Raw genomic sequence first — 19,847 nt, 5'->3', positions numbered from 1 at the left:
TCGGAATAACTCTCGAATATCTCGATATTGACTTCTATCCCAATAAGGTTGCTGAGCGTGGATACAAGCGTTAACGAGACTGCACTTTAGTTTCTAATTCTTCCACTTTTTTTGTCGATTCGTTAAGAATTTCTTCCTGACGACGGAGTAATTTCAAGCTCGTAGCATGACGTACCAAATAGTAACCCATCATACAAATGAGTAAAAGTCCGGCAGCTATAGCCATACCAAGAGCAGCGAGGAACCGTATGGGGGCACCTTCACCGAAGTGGATTAATAGAGTAAATAGGCCTCCAATAAGTGCTAAGCTTGTAAATATAGTAATCAAGCTGGCAACACGGTTGACCCTTACATTACGTACATCACAACAAGAAACACTCTTAGTCTCCATGCCAATAGGGGTACTTGTATTAACTGACATAAGCCTCTCTCCTTAAATGAATTGCGTCATATTAGCAATTTACAACAACAAGTTTAATTAATATGACATAAAAAGATAAACAAATTAAATGCGATAATTGAGAAAAACAATAAATAATTAAATCGGCATCATTTCTAAAAGAATCAATTGATTATACAATTAGAAATAGGCTACGTATTTTAATCTATGGGGAATAACGCGTTTATCTGTTTCTAGATATCTAAGGAGGGGAAAAGAGAACAAAGTTCCCTATAAAGGCAGCTCATAAAATGAGTAGCTATTCAACTATTTTTTTTATCGCTAAGATTAAGAATATCTTCCTATATTTTAAAAAAATATTTCTACTATCCTATATAACTAACTATTATTAATCTGCTGATTTTCTGTATTGCTCTTCAGTTCAATTGGAACAGAATACTTATTCATGAAGTAATCTACAGCCACATATAGAAGTATTAAACTTGCCAGCATAGACACAACTAGGAAAACAAGTAATATAGAAGAAGTGGGGTTAATACAAAAAAGAACCAACAAGGCCACGTGAGCAGCAAATAATGCTACGCCACACAACATAGCAACTATATGAGCAATGTGAACAAGCTTGGACTTGTCTACACTAAAAAATGTGGATTTAGTTTGATTCTCAATACTAATACTATCTGAATTAACTTTCATAAGCCGTTTTAATTGTTAAAGATTAAAAAAATTTTTACTAATGATTATAAAAAGCAATTGACCCTATCTATTCAATAGGGTCAATAGAGCTTATATTATTAACTTAAAAGACAGTAAATGTAGATTTACAGCCTTTTATTTCGTAACTATCGATTCAAATTATTGGACATTTGTATCGTTAGTTCCTCCATTGTTATTTCCTTGATGATCTTCTCCGTCCTGGTTTCCTTCGTTAACATCGACGTCTTGGTTTTCAACATTCTCTACATTATGTCCTTCTGGAACATGTGGGAAGTGTTCATCATCCAAATCTACATTGTTATTGATCGTTGCCAATTGAGCTTGAAGGTCTTCTACTTGAGCTTCTAAAGCTTGAACCTGATTTTGTAGAACTGTTATCTGTTCATCTTTCTCATTAATCTGAGCTTGTAACTCGCGGACTTCTTGCTGATGATTGGCCTGTTGAGTATTTAACTCTCCGGCTATCTGCTGTCTCTGTGTGGTCAACTCGGTATTTTGTTGCGTAAGCTCAACTATTCTCTGCTCTAAAGATGAGATCTGCTCTGCTAAACGTTCTGATTCTTGTGTTGCCAATTCAACATTAGCTTCTATAGTTAATTCTAATTCTTTAATTTTTTCTTGTGCCTTAGTTAGCTCTTCATTTTTCGCATTCAATTGCTCTTGAAGCTCAGCAATTCTAGCTTGGAGCTCTTCTTCTCTTCCGGCGCCTCCTCCTGCTTGGAGCGCAGCAATTCTAGTTTCTAGACGCACCTTCTCTTGATTTAATAAATTAATCTGATCTGTTAACTCTTGGATTTGTTTCCGACCTTCTGTATTTTGATTCTCAAGATCTTTCACTCTATCCTCGAATAGGTTTCTTTCTGCAAGAAGAGAACTATTTTGTTGTGTGAGATTATCAACCTGTCGATTTAGCTCTTCGATTTCTTGATTTTTCTCTATTAATTGCGCTTGAAGCTCAGTAACTCTAGCTCGTAGACGCCGCTCTTCTTCACTTCCAGAACCTTTCTCATCTTGAAGCTCATTAATTCTGACTTGTAGAATCTCTATCTCTTGATTTTTATCAGAAATTTTCTTCTCAAGATCACCGATTCTTGATTGCAGACCGGCTATTTCTTGGGCTGATCCATCCTGAAGCGCTTTAAGTTGCCCTTCGAGCTCACGGTTTCTATCTGTGAGTCTAGCAACTTCTCCCTGTGAAGCTTCTAATTGTGCTTGTAAGTTTTGTACTTTCTGTTCTAACTGGTTAGTTTTTTCTGTAGATCCAGCAAGTTCTGCAGTTTTTTCAAGAAGCTCTTGTTGCATCTTCACGAGTTCCTGCGTTACTTCCGGATGACCTGCTTGCAACAATTTAAGAGTAGATGCGTGTTGTTCTTGCAACAATTTAACTTGAGATTCTAAAGATGATTTCTCTTGAAGTGCAGTTTCTAAATCACCTGTTGTACTTAATAGCTTTCCTGACAAGTCGGTATTACGGGTTTCCTCTTCCATTAATAGGACCGCATTACGTGTAAGTTTAGCTTTTAGCTCAGCAACTTCTCGTTGTAGGCGCGTATTTTCTTCGACAAGTTTCACATCACCGGGAACCTGTCGACATCTTGCAACTAGCTGATACATGGCCATAGACAGGAGAATAACGCTAGTGATCAGAGCAATTGCGACAAGAGCAACAAGAGACGCAGATGTAGGTAAAGCAAAGAAAACCAAAGCCCCTACTAGGACTCCAATAAGTACTATACCTGCTAATAAAGTAATAGCAGCAGCAATTCGTTGATATTTACTTGCTTGTATGTTACAGAATGGTTGTTTTGTTTGTGCAGGTACCGGTATCGTTGTAGGATTAGTATTCACTGGGTTAGTTGTCATAAACCGCTCACTTTAAATAGAATAAACTTAGAATATTGAAACGGTCGTAATATTTTAAATGCAAGAACTTTATGCAAAATGACAAGTAAAAGATTTAGGTGAAAATTTAGACGGAAATGATCTAGAGACAAATAGTTACAGATTTCAGAGAGAATCGCTTATCTATGACCTAAGAATCTGAAATTACACAATTCTTTTATATACTTTACAGTGGAAAAGTATTTTTAAGAATGTGGCCGTATTTTGTAATAAGGAACTAAAGATCCCCACAAATAAAGGAGGATCTTTAATTAAGACGTAGAGTTTTATTCTTTTTCTTTGAATTGTTTCAATTTATCTTCAGCAACTTGAAGAGCTAAATCTTTAGATTGAAGCTCCAGAGATATCTGTAGTATCTGATTTTGTGCTTCAGAGAATCTATTTGTATAGTCTTCTAATTGAGCACGTGCTTCTTCTAATTGTTTGCGGAGATCTTCATTAACTTGCAATAACTCTTGCTGCTCTGCTAATGATCTCGTCTCTATAGTATTAGGACTGAGTTTTTCTTCATAAGATGCTAGAATACTAGAAAACTCCTTAATTTTTGCGTCTAGTAAACCTACATAGTCTCTTGACTCTTCTAGTTCTTCACGCAGTGAAAATAGCTTAACTTCCCTAAGATCCAGAACTTCCTGTTCTAATTCATAAAGAGCTACAGAATCAATAGGAGCATTTTGGGGAAAATTAAATTCACGAACTCTTTCCTCAAGTTCTATATCTCCATCACAATATTGCTGTAGTCTCAATGCCCTCATACTATCCACGTGATTTCTTACCGGCACAGGGTTCTCAGAAAGGACAAGACCGAATAAATCATTTTCTAAATCAAAGATCTTCTGGTAATCAATTTTGCTTTTTGAACTTACTTCTAATTGACTAACATCATCTGCTAATACAGAGTCTTTACTGAGCCTTTTTAGTCTTTCAATTCTCAGATTTGCCATATTTGCGTGCTCAAAGTTCTCTAGCTGCATATGAGTTCTTATTTTTCGTCTTTCCTGCTCTAACTTAGCTAAACTGGCAGCTCTCTCGGCAGCTCTCTCAGGATCTGAAGTCAGTTCCATAGATGTTTTCCGGCTATATTCCTGTACAATTGCAACTAATTCTCTATTGCGCTGATTCGTAATATTAGCGGCCCTGTTATTTTCATTCATTTCCTGATGCAGAATTACCATCTGTTTTTGTAAATCAGAGATAGTGGATTTACTTTCTTCTAATTCTAACTTTATTTTCTTATTTCGATTTATTTGTTTTGTACATTTTTCCTGAATATGCACTTTAGAATCTGATAAAGCCTGTACATCCGCAGAGAGCTTTTGTATTGTTGCTAGTTTTGATTGATTTTCTTTTTGTAAATCGTTAATTTTGCCTTCCAGTTCTGTTCTTATAGCTCGGAAAGACTCAGCTTGTTGACCCTCGCCCTCACCTAAGAGAAAAGGACGCTCACTTTGCAAATCCTGAATAGTATTTCTAAGAGTAGAACATTTCTCCTCAAGTTCCTTTATGATTTTCTCATGTTCTTCATCCAAGCAAGTTTGAACCTGAGATTCCGTTGCCTTAACAGCAGCTGCAAGTTCCTGTTCTAATTCCTGCATTCTCACGATTGCCTGAGATTGACTTTGCTTTAATTGCGTGATTTCTTCTTCATAATGGCGTTGTTTCCCTTGATATTCTAAAGTACAACTAAGTATTTTTTCTTCTTTCTCTTTAAGTTCTTCTTTTAACTTGCTAATTTGCTCAAGGGCGTTTTTTCTTCTTTGATTCAGCTCCGCTATCTTAGACTCATATTGCGATTTATTTCTCTCTAAAACAGATGTAGATGCTACATCTTTGCATGCCTCCAGTTGTACAAGTTGAGCTTCCAAGTCAAAGCATTTTCTACGCAACTCATCTCTTTGTCTTTCCAATATAATACGCTGTGTCTCATATCTTTTGGCAATAAGACCGTTGTTTGATTCTTCTTGATCCAAGGACTTTTTTAGTTTTTTCATCTCAGAGTATGCTTTTGAGCGAATGGTCTCTAATTCTTCTATTCTTGCCTCTCTTCCTCTTAATTCCGTTATACAACTCTGCAATTGTTCACGCTCAGTCTGTAAAGCAGATGCATGCTCTTCAGATTGAGATTCACTAGCAGCAAGTGCTTCCTCTAAATCTTTAATCCTTGATTCAAAAGCATAGTGTTGGCTATTCACACTTAGATCTGCATGCTCCTTCTCTTCAAATCCACGGATCCTTCCCCGATTCTCTTCATATTGTACAACCTCAGATTCCAACTCTGAGATCCTCGTAGACATGAGTTCCCGTTCTTTTTCCATTTTCTGTATTTGCTGACTTTTGACATGTAGCTCTCTTTGTATTTCATCAAGTACCTGAGTATTTTCCGAACATACTCCTTGAGTACGAGATCGCAACGATACACTACCTTGAGATAGACTCTGATCCTGCAATACTCCCATACGCGTATTCTGTCTTCTATTTACTAAGTAATGAGAACTCATAGCCAGGAAAAATAATGCAGCTAAAATACACATACCTAAAACCACACTATGAATAACTCCTAGTTCAATACTGAAAAAAACTAAAACAGTTATACCAGCAACAAGAATCGATAAAGATAGGAATATGGTAAACATATTGACAATCAAACAAACCTTGGATGAGTTTGTCTTGATTAAACAAAAGTTTGTTTCTGAAGTAGGCGTCAGACACGCAGGGATACATCTCATAATTATCTCACAAACAATAACAACGATTAAAAAATAAGATCTAAAATTATTGTTTTCAGATCTTCTATTCAGAGAAAATATGTTTTAAATACTTTCTTCGTATTAAAATTAAGCAGGAGCGAAATAGGATTGGCCTCACAACAAATTGTGAAGCCTATTTTAGAACATAGGTGTGGCGGTCTATATACTCGATGATCGATTACGTGTTCTTAAATTCAGTCGTGGATTTACAGTTTCTAATAAAGCAATGCGATCCTCATGCTGTCGAATACGAATGGAAACAGCAGGAAGGGAATCTCTATGAACACTTGGTTCAGGATTTTTATAGTAATTTATATCGCATTGTAAGTTTCTTATAATTGTTTCTTTTTCTTTTACTAAAGTTTCTAATTCTCGAATATGATCAAGATCTACATCGTGTTGCTGATTTATAGTTTGTTGTAAATCAGAAATTTGCTGTTGTTTTTCTTTTAGATCTTGATTATATGATGTTATTTGCTTATTTATCTCTTCGTTTAAAGATTGAATCCGTTTTTGTTCGGATCTTTCCTTAGATTCTAATTCTTGTTGATGGTGCTCTTGAAGCTCGACACGTAGGGCTATTTGTTTTTCTATCTCTAATTGGCACTCTTCATCCTTATTCTTCAAAAGTGCGGCGTGATCTTTTCTCAATTGACGTATGTTATTTTCTAACTGTACAATATGCTCGTCTCTACCCTTCAAAAGAGCACTTTGTTGTTTAGATAGAGACTCATTACTTTCCTGTTGATCTACTGAATATAAAGCACGTAAGGAAACAAGTTCTTTCTGAGCAGAAGCTAGTTGTTGTGATAATTCCAGAATTCTAGCCTGTTCAATATCACTTCCTCTGGTTATAATTTGCCTGTCAGGAATCCTCTGACAGCAAAAATACACTCCAATAGCTATGAGCAATAGCCCGGAAATAATGATAACACCTAAAAGAATCATGCTCAATAATCCTAGATCTACTCTTAAAAACACGCATCCTACAATGCTGGAAGCAATAATCAAAATTCCCGATACTATTGCAATAGTGTTTATAATAGTGCGAGAATGCGTTCTATCTACATGTGTAGATAAAAATTCTTGTCCATCTAATCTAGAAGACAAATTCATCTGCATACATTTCATAAAGAAACCCATAATAAAATAGATAACTTGCATACGCTCGTCTTTAGCGAAATGGATACTATCAAGTATTCAAGAAGAATGGCCGCACAAAATATCTGGATAATGAAAATTAAGAATCTTTCTCTTAGAACATCTAAATATTCACTACAGAGAATCCACCCTCTTTTTAAATCTTAAAAAAATCTCGAGCAATAAATAGGGGAACAGAGTTCTGTCAAAATCTAACCTGCCCATTTATTATAAGTACTAATTTCTGCCTCTATATGGATATTGACAGAGCTCCTTGGGCAACAATATCATTCAAAGTCTGAATGATCCCTTGCATCCACAAATTCATCACTATCTATGACCATATCGTAGGTTATGTCTTCCTCTAACATCATATCAACTGTCTCTAGGGTAGTGACGTCATACATACTCTTTGAAATCTGTGATCTCAAACTAGTGATTTCAGAAGATTGTTGAGAAACCCTTTCTCTTAGACTTGCGACTTCTTTTTCTCGACTTTCACGTTCATCTTCAAAATAGCGCGAAAGCATAATCTCAACTTGTTCTTTTGTATACTGCTCGGGATTTTCTAAAGGTTCTATTAAAAGATCCTCTCCAACTTGTTGATTCTGTGATTCTTTACGGCTGTTTATGTTTTCAAGTGTTTTATAATAAAGTGCTAACGTCAGCTTAAGTTTGTTATTTTCTTCTTGAAGCGATTGAATTTTTTTCAGATCATCAGGCTGTAATATTTGTGTAATATTCTGCCCTACTTCTCCGCCTATTTTTATAAATGGGGTGTTTTTAAGATCTTCTTTAGTTTTACTTACTTCTTCCAAACGCATTTGCAAAGCTCGTATCGTTCCCTTACTTGCTTCATGCGCACTCTGTAGCTCTCCTAGTGAACTTCGCAATTCTTTTTCCATCAAAGATAACCGTTCAATATCCCTAGCACGGACACTTAATTGATTTTCCAAAGTGTGGATACGAGTTTGAGCTTCCGTTTCCTTTTCCCGTGATAGAATATGAATATTTTCATACATAGAAGCTGCCCGTTGGAAACCAGAGAGATAGTGCGTAGCACTAATTTCCTGAAGGACTCCTTCATAGATATGTATAGCACGAACATATTCTGAACATTTTTCTCTTAATACAAAGAAGCTCTTTCGCAATTCTTCACTTATTACATTGTTATCAGTTAGACATTGCTGTTCGAATTTCTGATAATTTAAATATGCACTTTCATAAGCCTCTTTAGCGGTATCCAATTGAATTTTCACCGCGTTCTTCTGATCTACAAGATCCTGATAAACAGAACGCGCTTGAGCATATTCTAAAAGAACATCATTTAGATTTTCTTCTATTTCTACGCTTCTATTTAAATCTGAAGATGTTTCCTCAGGTTTTTCATCATTGATATAAGGTCTTACGGTATTTCCTGAGATATGCTGTGATCGAGACACTAAGGCACAGCAAGTAAAACATCTCAAACTTACGCTGAAAAGCAAAACTCCAATAGCTACAGATAAACCAATAATTATCGTAGAATACAATACACCTAGCTGTGATCCAAAGAGAATTACTACAACCACGGCTCCAGTAATAATCAATAAACTTGCCACTATTGATACAATAGTCGCTACTAACTGCGCTCGAGTACCAAGAAAATTACAACAACGATCATTAGAGTCCTCTGATTTCGAATAGAAACAAGGAGAGGCACATCTCATATAAAATCAACCCAAACTATAAACGGCTGAAATATAATATTTTCTATTTTGTTTTATTTCAAGTTCTTATTAAGAATTCTTATTTATTTGTTAATCTGTTTTATCGTAAATCATTTGAAATCAGATAAAAAGAAAACGATAAACCGCTTAGAAAAATTATTCTAAACAAAAGACACATAGAATTTTGATGGCTGTAAGATAGGAGCTACGCAAGAAAAAGAACTCGAAAATATATTTTCATGAAGTTATCCCCCTAACATTCAAAAGGATTCTCTGTTATTTTCTTCTCTATATATTTTCATCATTTGTCTTTAAGGCTAATTTTTGATTAGAATTGCCTTCTTTTATGATTATCAATTATAAAGCTTCGCTACCCATATCACCTACTATTTAAATACTCCTAGTCTTAGAGCAAGTATAATTTAGATACGACATCCTAGAAATTTTATTTATACCAATTAACTGCGCTGCATAGATTTGTATGGAACAAATCTAAGCTAATCATACATATGCTACGAAGCATTGGATGATGAATCGATTAATTTTACAAATTGAGTCGTTTTCCATGGCAAATATCGTCTCCCATTGTTTTCCTATCTATTCTGAAAACATCGTTCCTCAAAAATCTTTAAAACAAAATCTACAGGTATGTGCGGGAACTATCCATTATCACGTTCTCTACACTTTTATAAAAACTGGACTACTAAAACAGTTAAACAATACTAGAAGTTCCGGTCATTGTCAGACGACTCTTATTTCTATCTTTGCAGTAATTGTTAGTACGATTCTTATTTTACTTCTCTATCCTATAAAACTTGCAATCATAGCAGTCAGCTTATGCTTAAAAGATCCAAAAATACCTACAGCATCTCCTATAAACACCTTCATACAGAAATTACATGACGTGTGTAACCAGCCTCTTTATATCAATCCCGGCAATCTCCATATAATTCCAGAATCTTCTCTCTTCCTAAAAACATTCTTAATTCCAGAAGCGAATACTTGGAGATTTCATAATCTAGAAGAAGAGATACTCAAGCTATATCCCGCTATCCCTACATCATGGTTTAAGATACTTTCCTATGTGAAATCTAAATTTTTTAGAGACTCAGAGATCCCCCATCTGCATGAAGAATCTCATGACGGATCTCTATATTATTCTGTCATGCAGAAACTCACTATGACACTGAAAGATCCAACTATCTCCGAAGAGAGAAAACGACAACTACTAGAGTATGTCGGGTCTTATGCTCATGCATGCTCCCCTACATGGATTGAGGTCATATTTAGAGAATTGGTTGATATCTATAATAAACGAAATTCGAGCATCAATTACGTCCTATTTTGTGTACAGATGTTTAAAGAAAACCTTCTACAATCTATTGCAAATCGTTCTTCAGACGAATGGCACCATATAGCAAGTTTCAAACATTACTATGGACAATCCCTAGGATTGAATATGGATGCTTTAGCACGCATTCAATTTACTAGCCATCTCATCTTGAGAAAACAATCTCTCTATACCTATGTCTACAAAAAATTCCTCTCTAACTACAAAGCCTCCGTGAGAAATCTCATTGAATATACTCGTTATCAAATTTCTGAATCTCAGCAGGAATTAAAAAATTTCCTATCATCATATCTATGTGAAATAATGAGAACATTACAAATTCCGGAAGACGAGATGTCCACTGTCCTCTCCTCCATATTTTACGATGAACAATTCGAATTGAATACCACAGGAGTTGCCTTCATTCTACTCACACAGGGCATCCTGACTGTTGAACCGCAAACAACTAGTGAGAAAATAACAAGGAAGCTTTCTACGATCTTCTAATTCTCATAAATTATAAAAAAATCTTTATAATATAAATTAAACTCTCGTGAACACCAACTATATAGAAATAAAGAGGTTGTAAATAATTCTAAGTTTATTTAAACTTTTTTAGCTTTTTCTAAAAGTCGTAAAAATAACCTCTATAAAAGAGGGATATTTTGGCACATTTTTTATTCAGGTAAACCTTTATGTCACTGGAATACAATAATTTCCGCGCTAATTCTGCATCTCAACCACCCGTTTCCGCATTACATGGAATTTCTTCAATTAATATTGCAAATCAAAAACTCTCTTTTAAATCTATATACGATACGTTATGTCGTAAGCTCGGATCGTATCTTTGCTTGAATCCGGAACTTCGTCGTGGAGCAGGTTGGACGTTTACCTTTGTTATGTCTGCTATTATTACTATCCTTCTCTGTATTCTACTTCTTCCAATAAAACTCATCCTACTGGGACTAAGCTGCTGCCCTTGCGTCTCTAGACCCGTAGTAAGAGGTGAAGCAATTCATGTTACGTCCCAAACACCTCCATCAAGTAGAAGAAGTTCTGTTTCTGATGTGCCTGCGGGATTAGATCCAACTAGATTTTCCCCTAGTTCCTTTGTTCCTATTCATCCAGAACCCCCAACACGTCGCTCCTCTCTAGATCCGGCAAGCATACCTGGTCATTTATCTATTCCTCCAGCAGAAGCAAGTCTCCAAGAAATTACCCTAAGAGAATATCTTCAAGCAAACCATCCTCAACTAGATCAAAGTATTATTACCATTGAAAATCTAGGAATTATTTTCATACAAGAAGACGACCTTCCTCCTGGGACTACTCTATTGAATCTCCCTGTATCTATGTTCCCCGAAGGAACTCTTGATCTCATTCAACGACTTGATCCCACAAATCAACAAGGTGATGTGGGGGCTACGGCCTCAACTAGTTCTCAACCTCAGGCCATTGAACCGCAACCGGCATCAATGATCGCCCCAACTCACCAAACAGTACCCCAAGATCAAAGTACATCTAGTCAGCCAGAACCTCTTATTGTTGATACATCTATAGCTGTTGCCCCTGTAGAGACAGAAACTCATCAACACTTCACTGTCCGAGAGTTCTTAAATAGTGTTTATCCAAACAGGGATCACACCATATTTATTCGAAATGCTCGACTGAATGCAGAACTCCAAAACATTACTGTAGGAGCTAGCGATGATGACGTCCTCAGCCTCCCTGCATCCATTGCTTTCCCCAATCTAACTTCTGGATCACCTGTACGACCCTCATCTCTGGATCTCCCTAGTGATCCAAGATCACTTTCTATCCAACCAGAATCCGCACTTCCTCCCGCTCCTCCTTCTACTGCAGAAGAACCACTCTCTCCAGATAATCCTAGATATGTCTTCCTACAGAATCACTTCCCAGAAATACAACCGCAAGATTACACTAGACATATCAATTTACTTGCTTCGTTAGCAGGTGTAGAACCTGAGCAATTCGATCTTCTACAACTACCTCTGAGCACATTCACTCAAGAATCTCCTCCTAAATCCGGTCCACTCGACTACGAACCTGTTTCTATAGAACAAGCCCAAGAAAGATTCAAAGAGCTCTCCCCTACTGAATATGCAGAAAAGCAGAGCGCTTTTGTTCAATATTTAATAGCGAATGCACCAAAACACTGGAATTTCCTTGGCAGACTAAGACTTAACATTTCCAGAGTAACCTCAAGCTCTGACCTATTTCAAGAGTGGTCTCAAATGTTAGACGTACTATTTAACCAAAGTCACGAAGATCTTGCAGCAAAAGAAACACATGATCTTGCTCGTGCTTGTCTATTCAAAATCAACTCTCTACTAAAACATCCCGAAGTCTCTATTGATAGGAAACTAGATATTTTAAAATATATAGCCTCTTATCAAGAGCGCTCTCCTCTTGTATGGTTAGATGCTATGCAACAGGAATTAACACTACAAAGGGAAATGGATCCGAGTATGTTCCCTTCTGATACACCACTTCCTTGCTTTTTGACGATCGCCAAGATTTTTCCTCCCTTTAATCCTCAAGAAAAGCAAGATCCCGAAGAAAATCAAAAAGAAGTAGAAGGTTATGCACAACTACTGAAAGAAAATCTATCGCATTCTATAGTCACAAGTTTAGACAATGTCCATCTTGCTCCAACTAAAAATGCATATCTAGAGGCATTAAGCAAAGATATTCCTAGAAACTGGGACACGATCCAACAACCATTGATGAATCGTATCCGCAGACTTACATCCGATAGAAATCTATGTGATACATGGGATTGGATGTTAAATATTTTATCAAGTACAAGAAGACGCGCTCTCGAGTCAGAGGATGGTCAAGCTCTTGCTCGAGCTACCATGCGTCAATTGCTCCGAGCATTAAACAAGTCAGATTTATCAAACGAGAAAAAAATATCAATTCTCTCTAACATAGCTTTCTATAGTGGTAGATGTGTTCCTACTTGGATACGGGCTTCGGGTCAGGAGTTACAAAGTATTTTCAACTCTACTGATACTTCAACAAACATTGTATTTGCTTGGTTACAAATGTTTAAGGAACAACTCCTTGCATATGTATTCCAAAACGAAAGTGAATGGCACCTAATGACGGCATTCAAGAATCATCATGGTGATGAATTAGGATTGGATAATGGAGGCATTGTCGATGATCAATATACAAGGGCTTTATCAATTTGGGCTATGAGAACTATACATATGAACCATTTAAAAAAATTCCTAGAGGCTTATGAAACCTGTGGTGAAGACATGGTCGATTCTATTCTAAATCAAGCTCTTACGGGATCCCAAGATCAAATTACGGCTATAAGAGATAGTATCCTCGCTGACTTAACAACCCACAATATCCCTGAGAGGTACCACTCAGATATTATGGAGATCTTCTTCCCTGAAGATAACGACTATCAACCATCTCGAGAAGCAATTTGCTACCTATTACTAAGAGTAGGAGTTATTGCTATTTTCAAACAATAAATCTTTAATCACTTACGTTTATCTCTCTATCGATGCTAAGGCGATATACCCCTCAGGTATATCGCCTTAGTCTTTCATCTAATGTAAAAAATGTATTCATTAGATGTTTCGGAAAAATATGATCTTGTTATGATCATCAATTACATTTTTTGCATACAATTAAAAGCTACAATATACGCTAGGTTTCATTCCTTTGACTGAATCATAGATTCTTTCTTCTCTTATTTAGAACGACCTTATATCTTCTATTTGTACTTTATAGTTAGAATTAAAATTAAAGAAACTATATTACAATAACTTATAAAAGTAATTCTTGAATTAGAATTAAACTGATATAATGTTAAAATAATTAATCATTTTAACCCTTAGTGAACTTAAACCAATGAGAGTATTCCCTAATCCAAATAATTCTCAGTTACTCACACCGACATCTCCACATCCTACACGTTATAAACATATAGCTACTTTCATACAACAGGCTACCCTCTGCGTCTTATTCTCAAAAGTTTTCCGAGAAATAGGCTCTACTTTTAATCTAGAAAGTCCACGTTCTCGCTTAGATTATATATGGTTTGCTTTAGCATGCCTGGTATCTGCCCTTATTTCTTTCGTGCTCTATTTTCTTCTCATTCCAGCAAAGTTATTCATCCTAGCAATTACATGCCCCTGTTGCAGGAAAACTGAGGAAATCTCTCCTCCCGCTGAAGCTTCAAAAGTCTTCAAACCATTAACAGAAATACAGTCAGAATTTGTTATAGGAATACAAACAGAAATCCTTAAGAAAGTAGCCGATGAATTTAAAACTAATATGTTAGCGGAGATCTTGCGTTTAGCTCCACCACCCTCACTATTTTTAAATTCCTTAGCAACAACATCTTATTCAAAGAGTTCTCATATCTACAAAAAGCTTCCGAATCTAATTGATAATCTGAATTGTTGGGATAAAGGTTGGGGAATTATCATAAATTATCTTACTACTGAATTATTAGATCCACATCCACATCCCGATGTACAGACTTTCTCTATCATGGTATACCATCTAACCCTGGCTCTAGAAGATCCTGATATTCCTAGAGAAAAGAAACGTGCCACTCTTAAAGAGATTTCTTCCTATGCAGAAATGTGTAGACCTACTTGGGGAGAAGCTATTTTCAGAGCTGTTAACAATCTTTATAGCACACGAGATTCCGGAAGAGATCAGATACTACTGTGGGTGCAGATGTTTAAAGAAAATTTACTTGTTCAACAGCAACTCGTTGATCATCAAGAAGAATGGCACCAAATTAACGGATTAAAACGTATATATGGAGAAGATCTCGGATTAATAACAGACCATTTGCATGAAAATCTTTCTAACCTGACCCTACGTCAAACTTCAACGCTTCCCGAGAATACATTAATATATACAGAACTCAAGAATAGTTTCCAGATAGCCTATAGAGACTCATGCTCTGAACTGATACAATATGTCTATGACGCGTTCCTAAAATCAAAAGCTGAAATACAAGCACAGATTCATAATTTCCTACTTGAAGAAGTCGCTAACATTATCAATCTCCCTGAAACAGGAGCACATATCGATCTAGTGGTAGATGCCTTCTATAACGACAACTATGAACTCAAACGAGAAGGGATCATTTACCTACTCTACATTATGGAGATCATAGTTCCTAAAAATACCTAGAAGTTTTCGAAATCTTAAAAAAAAAGCGTTGTGTAAGACACACAACGCCTTTCTAATCTCCAAATCCGTGTAATGCTTCTTAGAAAATCAAACGCATACCACCATTCAAATCATAAGATATTGTATGTTCTCTCCACTCATAGGTAAATCCTAAGAACGTAGAGAAATAGGAATTCCACTCTGTATCATTACTAAATTGGGCTTTCATAGACTTTTTAGAAAGATCAGAACCAATCCCCTCCCAGGAATAAGAAGCCGCAGGAAGATTGATAAGAACCTTAGGAGCTTGACGATAGACATCTAGAGCATAAGAAAAACTTAAGCTATTCACTTCAGAACGTTGCCCCCGAGAATAACTATGCTCCAAAGTGATACCAAAAGGAATCGCCACATTTTGTAGATGCCCTTCGGCAAATGTTCTTGCTTCATTACCCAACTCTGTGAATTTAGGAAGGTCGATGTAGACATATTCAACCTCTACGAAAGGTACAACTGCGGAAACAATCGATGAGATAAATCTGCGTGAATTCACAATATGACGATAGTCTACGTGAGCATCTGCTAAGATTCCTTGGCTATTCCAAGATCCTTTAGACTTACCTATATTTGGTGTAGGATACGTTGTATTCAAATCGTTATGAATATCACTGTAGATAAATACCCCTTTGAATAACCAAGAACCCGCAAAGATACCCACATATCCAGATCCTAAATAACCACTTTGATCACTACGTGATGAATATGACTGACTATCTGTATAACCAAAGAACTGTGCGAAGCTTCCTCCTATCAAGAAATCTTCTATCAATTGTGTATCCAAACCTAAAGCATAGCCGCCTGCACGGTGAGTAAAGCCATCCACTCTAGCAATCGTTGCACAATTGGAGAATGTTCCCATTCCAGATCCCCAAATGTTCGTTGAGAAATCTAATTCCATTCTTTGTGCAGTAATATTATGAGCCAATTGTTGTTGCTTCAAAGATCGCAAATCTCCGTATTGTCCCCATAAAGTGTTCAATACAATAGATCCATCTTTTTCAGGATTTAACTTATAGCTAGTAGGCTTCCAATTGATCATTAACTTACCATTGACAACCTGAGGATCTGACCATCTTCCCATATGTCCATAAGTCTCTTCAGTAATTGTCGGCACAGAAACTTTAACACGCAACTCTTCCAAAGAATGGTCTAAATCAGGAATATCTGAGATTGCAGACGCACTTCTAAACGAAAGTAAAGTGATATCCGCCTCTTTATTTAATAGAGCATGGTTTTCATAGCCAATGCCTGCAGAATCTACAAGATTCAAATCTAAAGATCCTGAACCAATTGTTGTGCCTTTAGGAACAATGATTTGCGGAGGCTGTGGAGTTATTTCATCGTCACCAGCAACAAAAGAAGCTAGATCCACACCAATAACACTAATATCTGCCAAAGTCTTTTCATCAGAATTTCTACCAGAATCATAAGCACTATAGTAAGATCTTGCAGAAGGACTTTCAGGACCTTCTGTAGACTTGACATTAGGGTCGAAAATACGTAATACAGTTCCTGCTGAAAGTAAGATCTCACTACCTTTTTCTTGTTTCAAACCACATAACCATAGCTGGGCCTTATCAGATAAAATAAGAGTTCCTGATTCTAATAAAGCCACCTGAGGAATCTTAGATGTCGCATAGGCAAAGCGGATATTTCCAGAATGAGAAATTCCAGCATCATCTTTCGCTTTAGAGTTAAATATCAACGTAGGATCATTTAAAATATCCTCATGATAAGCCGAACCTTTTCTCAATGTTAAATCTTCAAAGACAATAGCATCTGAGAAATTAACAGTATTTTCCCCGGTAGCAGATACCTCGACTAATTTTGATTCTTTCCCTGCAAAATATAGTCCGCTAGAGATATCTTCAGAATTTCTATTTCCTTGGAAAACAATATCTCCCCCTAAAGCTTCTAAAATCACTGTTCCTTTTTCACTAATACGTACAGCACCACCTGTGGGGGCATAGTTATTATAAAAAGCTACAGAACCCATGTTTTTATTAATGGTCAAATCTTGAGTATAGATAGCACCACCACCAAATAAATTATGCTCAGGATGCTTTGAAGCTGTAGTACTGTTCCCTGAAAAGATCACATCTCCAATATTCTCTGTAATGACGACTTTAGTATTGTCACTCACCACTTTAGAAGCAAAACGCTCTTGATTTTCAGGAGTTAAAGAGCCTGTTAAAATTGCACCACCAAAACACCCCGAGGAATTCCCAGAGAAAAGTACCTTACTTTCATTCTCACGAATTATTACGGAAGTCTTAGCAAAAACAGCACCACCACCACTATGATGTCCTGCAGTATTAGCCTGTCCTTCTTCAAGATTATCTACATAGGGATCTCCGAAAACTAAGTTATCCTTAAATTCTACCTTCCCAAGATTTCTAGAAATAGAAACATCACCTCCAACACTAGCGAGTGCTCCACCAGCAGACACAGTTCTATTACCAATAAAAGATATTGAAGATTCGTTATTGTTAATGCTTAGAGTATTTCCTAGAGCACAAACGGCACCACCAAGGAACTTTGAATAGTTACGGATAAATTGAACTTTTCCATTATCAGAAATAGTTACTACTTTAGATAAAATAGCACCACCACTACTGTTCTCACCAGAGACATGATTATTAGAGAACGCAAGCTCTATGTTATTTCTCAAACCAACTTCGTCTGTTCCAAATAGAGCTCCACCACCTAAAGGATTTTCTTTCTGTGCTTTATTGTCTCTAATTTCCATAAAATTGTCTGAGAAAGATAGCGCTGCAGAGTTATCCTCAATCTCTATGTGCTTAGCAAAAATAGCACCACCACCACGAATTCCCAAATCTGTGGGCAAAGATTCTGTAGGAGTAGTTGAAGTACTTTCTTCTTCAGAAGTTATAGGGACTACAGGAGAGGGAAGGATTTTTCCTTTATTGTAAGAGAAAGTAATCGCTCCCGAATTATCTGTAATTTTAACAGTCTCATTAGCAAAAATAGCGCCACCACCAATGCATGTGCTGTTGGATTCACATTGACCAGCAGTATTCTTAGAGAAAGTAATATCTCCAATATTACCCGAGACAAAAATATTCGATCCATAGAGGGCTCCACCACCAAGATGGCTATATGTCTCTGTAGACTCTAACAAATTCTCATTAGATTCAAAGTTTATAGCTCCTGAATTATCAATAATCTTAATGTCCCCTGATCCGTATAAGGGTTCTTCAGGGTTTGTATAAGGTTGCTCAGGAAGCAAACAATGGATAGCACCACCACCCAACTTAGAAATATTTCCTTCAAAAGTAATATTTCCAAAATTCTGACCTATTTCCACCTGATTTTGAGAACTAATTGCTCCACCCGCAGCTTCAGCAGAGTTTTCTTTAAACCAGGAATTTCCAACATTCTCTACTATTCTTATATCTCTGGATAAAAGAGCGCCGCCAGAGGATTTAGAGATATTTTTAAAACAATGAATTCCCCCATTGTTCAAGAAATTAATTCTTTCTCCAGAAGCTAAAGCTCCTCCACCCAAAAACGTAGAGTCTTGAGAAGAAACTGAAGCCTGATTATCTAGGAATTCTATAGAACCCACATTCCCAATAAAATCAATAGATTTTGAAGAAGACACTGCTCCTCCGGATAGAGCATGGTTGCCTACATAGTGCACATCTCCACGATTTGCAGAACAAACAAATTTTCCACAAGCCACAGCTCCACCGTTGGCCTTATCTGCATGATTGCCATCTATCAAAATACTTCCAGAATTATCTAAGAAGATAACTTCTCCACTAGGAAATCTAGATTTATGAGATTCACCATGTACTTTGTGAGCGTTAAAAGCTCCCCCACCTTTGGAAAAATCTGTGATTTCTCCAGAATGTATAAGATCCAGACCCGTCGTACAGCTAACTAAAGTAACGTCATGACAACCATTCACGGCAATACTACGCCCTGAAACAGCGCCACCACCTACTTGAGATGCACAATCATCAAAAAGGAGTCTTTCTTTAAGATGTTCAAAAACAACATCTTCATCAGAATATACTGCAGCTCCCGCAGCCATGGATCTGATATTAGAAAAAGATAGTCCTGATTTAGGTCCTGTTCCCACAAGAGCAATACCTAAAAATCCGGGCGTAGTTTCGTCCACAGGATAATCTGATGAGTTTCTATAACAAAAGGCTAGTCCTTGCTTAGGATTATCTATAGTATATTTTTGATCTATTTCAGATCCTTCAGAAACAGAAATACCCTCGGAGCTGATAGATAACTCGGTATTTATGTTCTTCCATGACAAAGATCCTGACGTCTCAAACAAAGTACTCCTATCGACTACATGCTGTCTTTGAGTCCCTTCCGCGTCTAAAATCTTAATAACACATGAAGAAGCACCATCTATAATTGAAGTGTCTACATGTGTTTCTGTTTCTTTACTTTCTTTCTTAGGCTCTTGCGTATCTGTAGATTTTTCTTTTCTAAAGATACCTGCAGAGGCTGTTTCTAATTGTGTCTTCGAAGAAGGATTATTGAGAAGTACCTCTGAAACTGGTTCATAACCATATAATCGGTGATTATTAGCAATCATCCCAGTGGAAACTAGTATTGCTAAAACTACGGAATGGGAAAATGTAGATTTGGGAAATCTTGATACCTTTTTTGCGACCATCGTA

Annotated in this window: 11 protein-coding genes; 4 read left to right on the top strand and 7 right to left on the bottom strand. The window is 36.6% G+C overall.

The annotated features are described in order from the left end of the window. Positions 1-70: 70 nt before the first annotated feature. From O1W69_RS02650 to O1W69_RS02635, 4 genes are all read right to left on the bottom strand, one after another. On the bottom strand, positions 71-421 hold the full coding sequence (locus O1W69_RS02650) for a hypothetical protein (protein ID WP_375793966.1): 351 nt from the start codon (positions 419-421) through the stop codon (positions 71-73). A 357-nt stretch (positions 422-778) separates the two neighbouring features. Continuing rightward, positions 779-1,096 (bottom strand): hypothetical protein, encoded by a 318-nt coding sequence (locus O1W69_RS02645; protein ID WP_375793965.1) that lies wholly within the window; start codon positions 1,094-1,096, stop codon positions 779-781. A gap of 159 nt (positions 1,097-1,255) precedes the next feature. Then, on the bottom strand, positions 1,256-2,980 hold the full coding sequence (locus tag O1W69_RS02640) for a hypothetical protein (RefSeq protein WP_375793964.1): 1,725 nt from the start codon (positions 2,978-2,980) through the stop codon (positions 1,256-1,258). A 305-nt stretch (positions 2,981-3,285) separates the two neighbouring features. Then, the gene (locus O1W69_RS02635; RefSeq protein WP_375793963.1) at positions 3,286-5,652 is read right to left on the bottom strand and encodes an IncA family protein; all 2,367 of its coding nucleotides are present in this window, start codon (positions 5,650-5,652) and stop codon (positions 3,286-3,288) included. Here O1W69_RS02635 and O1W69_RS02630 point away from each other — a divergent pair. Further along, positions 5,642-5,782, top strand: a complete 141-nt coding sequence (locus tag O1W69_RS02630; protein WP_375793962.1) for a hypothetical protein — start codon at positions 5,642-5,644, stop codon at positions 5,780-5,782. The genes O1W69_RS02635 and O1W69_RS02630 overlap by 11 nt on opposite strands. Positions 5,783-5,925: 143 nt before the next feature. Here the strand turns inward: O1W69_RS02630 and O1W69_RS02625 are convergent, their stop codons facing one another. Both O1W69_RS02625 and O1W69_RS02620 read right to left on the bottom strand, forming a co-directional pair. After that, positions 5,926-6,897 (bottom strand): IncA family protein, encoded by a 972-nt coding sequence (locus O1W69_RS02625; protein ID WP_375793961.1) that lies wholly within the window; start codon positions 6,895-6,897, stop codon positions 5,926-5,928. 296 nt (positions 6,898-7,193) lie between these two features. After that, complete coding sequence (locus O1W69_RS02620; protein ID WP_375793960.1) at positions 7,194-8,615, bottom strand: IncA family protein; 1,422 nt, start codon at positions 8,613-8,615, stop codon at positions 7,194-7,196. Between the two features lie 565 nt (positions 8,616-9,180). On the opposite strand from O1W69_RS02620, the gene O1W69_RS02615 reads away from it, so the two are divergent. The 3 genes from O1W69_RS02615 to O1W69_RS02605 all read left to right on the top strand — a co-directional run bounded on the left by O1W69_RS02615 (position 9,181) and on the right by O1W69_RS02605 (position 15,141). Beyond that, positions 9,181-10,452 (top strand): DUF1548 domain-containing protein, encoded by a 1,272-nt coding sequence (locus tag O1W69_RS02615; protein WP_375793991.1) that lies wholly within the window; start codon positions 9,181-9,183, stop codon positions 10,450-10,452. A gap of 188 nt (positions 10,453-10,640) precedes the next feature. Further along, on the top strand, positions 10,641-13,457 hold the full coding sequence (locus O1W69_RS02610) for a DUF1539 domain-containing protein (protein ID WP_375793959.1): 2,817 nt from the start codon (positions 10,641-10,643) through the stop codon (positions 13,455-13,457). Between the two features lie 382 nt (positions 13,458-13,839). Then, entirely contained in the window at positions 13,840-15,141 is a 1,302-nt protein-coding gene (locus tag O1W69_RS02605; protein ID WP_375793958.1) for a DUF1548 domain-containing protein, read from the top strand. A gap of 79 nt (positions 15,142-15,220) precedes the next feature. Here O1W69_RS02605 and O1W69_RS02600 read toward each other — a convergent pair whose 3' ends face one another. Then, complete coding sequence (locus O1W69_RS02600; protein ID WP_375793957.1) at positions 15,221-19,843, bottom strand: autotransporter domain-containing protein; 4,623 nt, start codon at positions 19,841-19,843, stop codon at positions 15,221-15,223. Between the last annotated feature and the right edge of the window lie 4 nt (positions 19,844-19,847).

The organism is Chlamydia sp. 12-01, from assembly GCF_042234205.1.
Classification (GTDB): Bacteria; Chlamydiota; Chlamydiia; order Chlamydiales; family Chlamydiaceae; genus Chlamydia.
The sequence above is the reverse complement of the archived record's forward strand: the minus strand, read 5'-3'. Positions and strand labels throughout refer to the sequence as shown.

Excerpts from the sequence above, each read along its gene's own strand:
- O1W69_RS02640 (WP_375793964.1), bottom strand. The coding sequence starts at position 2,980 with ATGACAACTAACCCAGTGAATACTAATCCTACAACGATACCGGTACCT.
- O1W69_RS02650 (WP_375793966.1), bottom strand. The coding sequence starts at position 421 with ATGTCAGTTAATACAAGTACCCCTATTGGCATGGAGACTAAGAGTGTT.
- O1W69_RS02635 (WP_375793963.1), bottom strand. The coding sequence starts at position 5,652 with ATGTTTACCATATTCCTATCTTTATCGATTCTTGTTGCTGGTATAACT.
- O1W69_RS02600 (WP_375793957.1), bottom strand. The coding sequence starts at position 19,843 with ATGGTCGCAAAAAAGGTATCAAGATTTCCCAAATCTACATTTTCCCAT.
- O1W69_RS02610 (WP_375793959.1), top strand. The coding sequence starts at position 10,641 with ATGTCACTGGAATACAATAATTTCCGCGCTAATTCTGCATCTCAACCA.
- O1W69_RS02615 (WP_375793991.1), top strand. The coding sequence starts at position 9,181 with ATGGCAAATATCGTCTCCCATTGTTTTCCTATCTATTCTGAAAACATC.
- O1W69_RS02625 (WP_375793961.1), bottom strand. The coding sequence starts at position 6,897 with ATGAAATGTATGCAGATGAATTTGTCTTCTAGATTAGATGGACAAGAA.
- O1W69_RS02630 (WP_375793962.1), top strand. The coding sequence starts at position 5,642 with ATGGTAAACATATTGACAATCAAACAAACCTTGGATGAGTTTGTCTTG.
- O1W69_RS02605 (WP_375793958.1), top strand. The coding sequence starts at position 13,840 with ATGAGAGTATTCCCTAATCCAAATAATTCTCAGTTACTCACACCGACA.
- O1W69_RS02645 (WP_375793965.1), bottom strand. The coding sequence starts at position 1,096 with ATGAAAGTTAATTCAGATAGTATTAGTATTGAGAATCAAACTAAATCC.
- O1W69_RS02620 (WP_375793960.1), bottom strand. The coding sequence starts at position 8,615 with ATGAGATGTGCCTCTCCTTGTTTCTATTCGAAATCAGAGGACTCTAAT.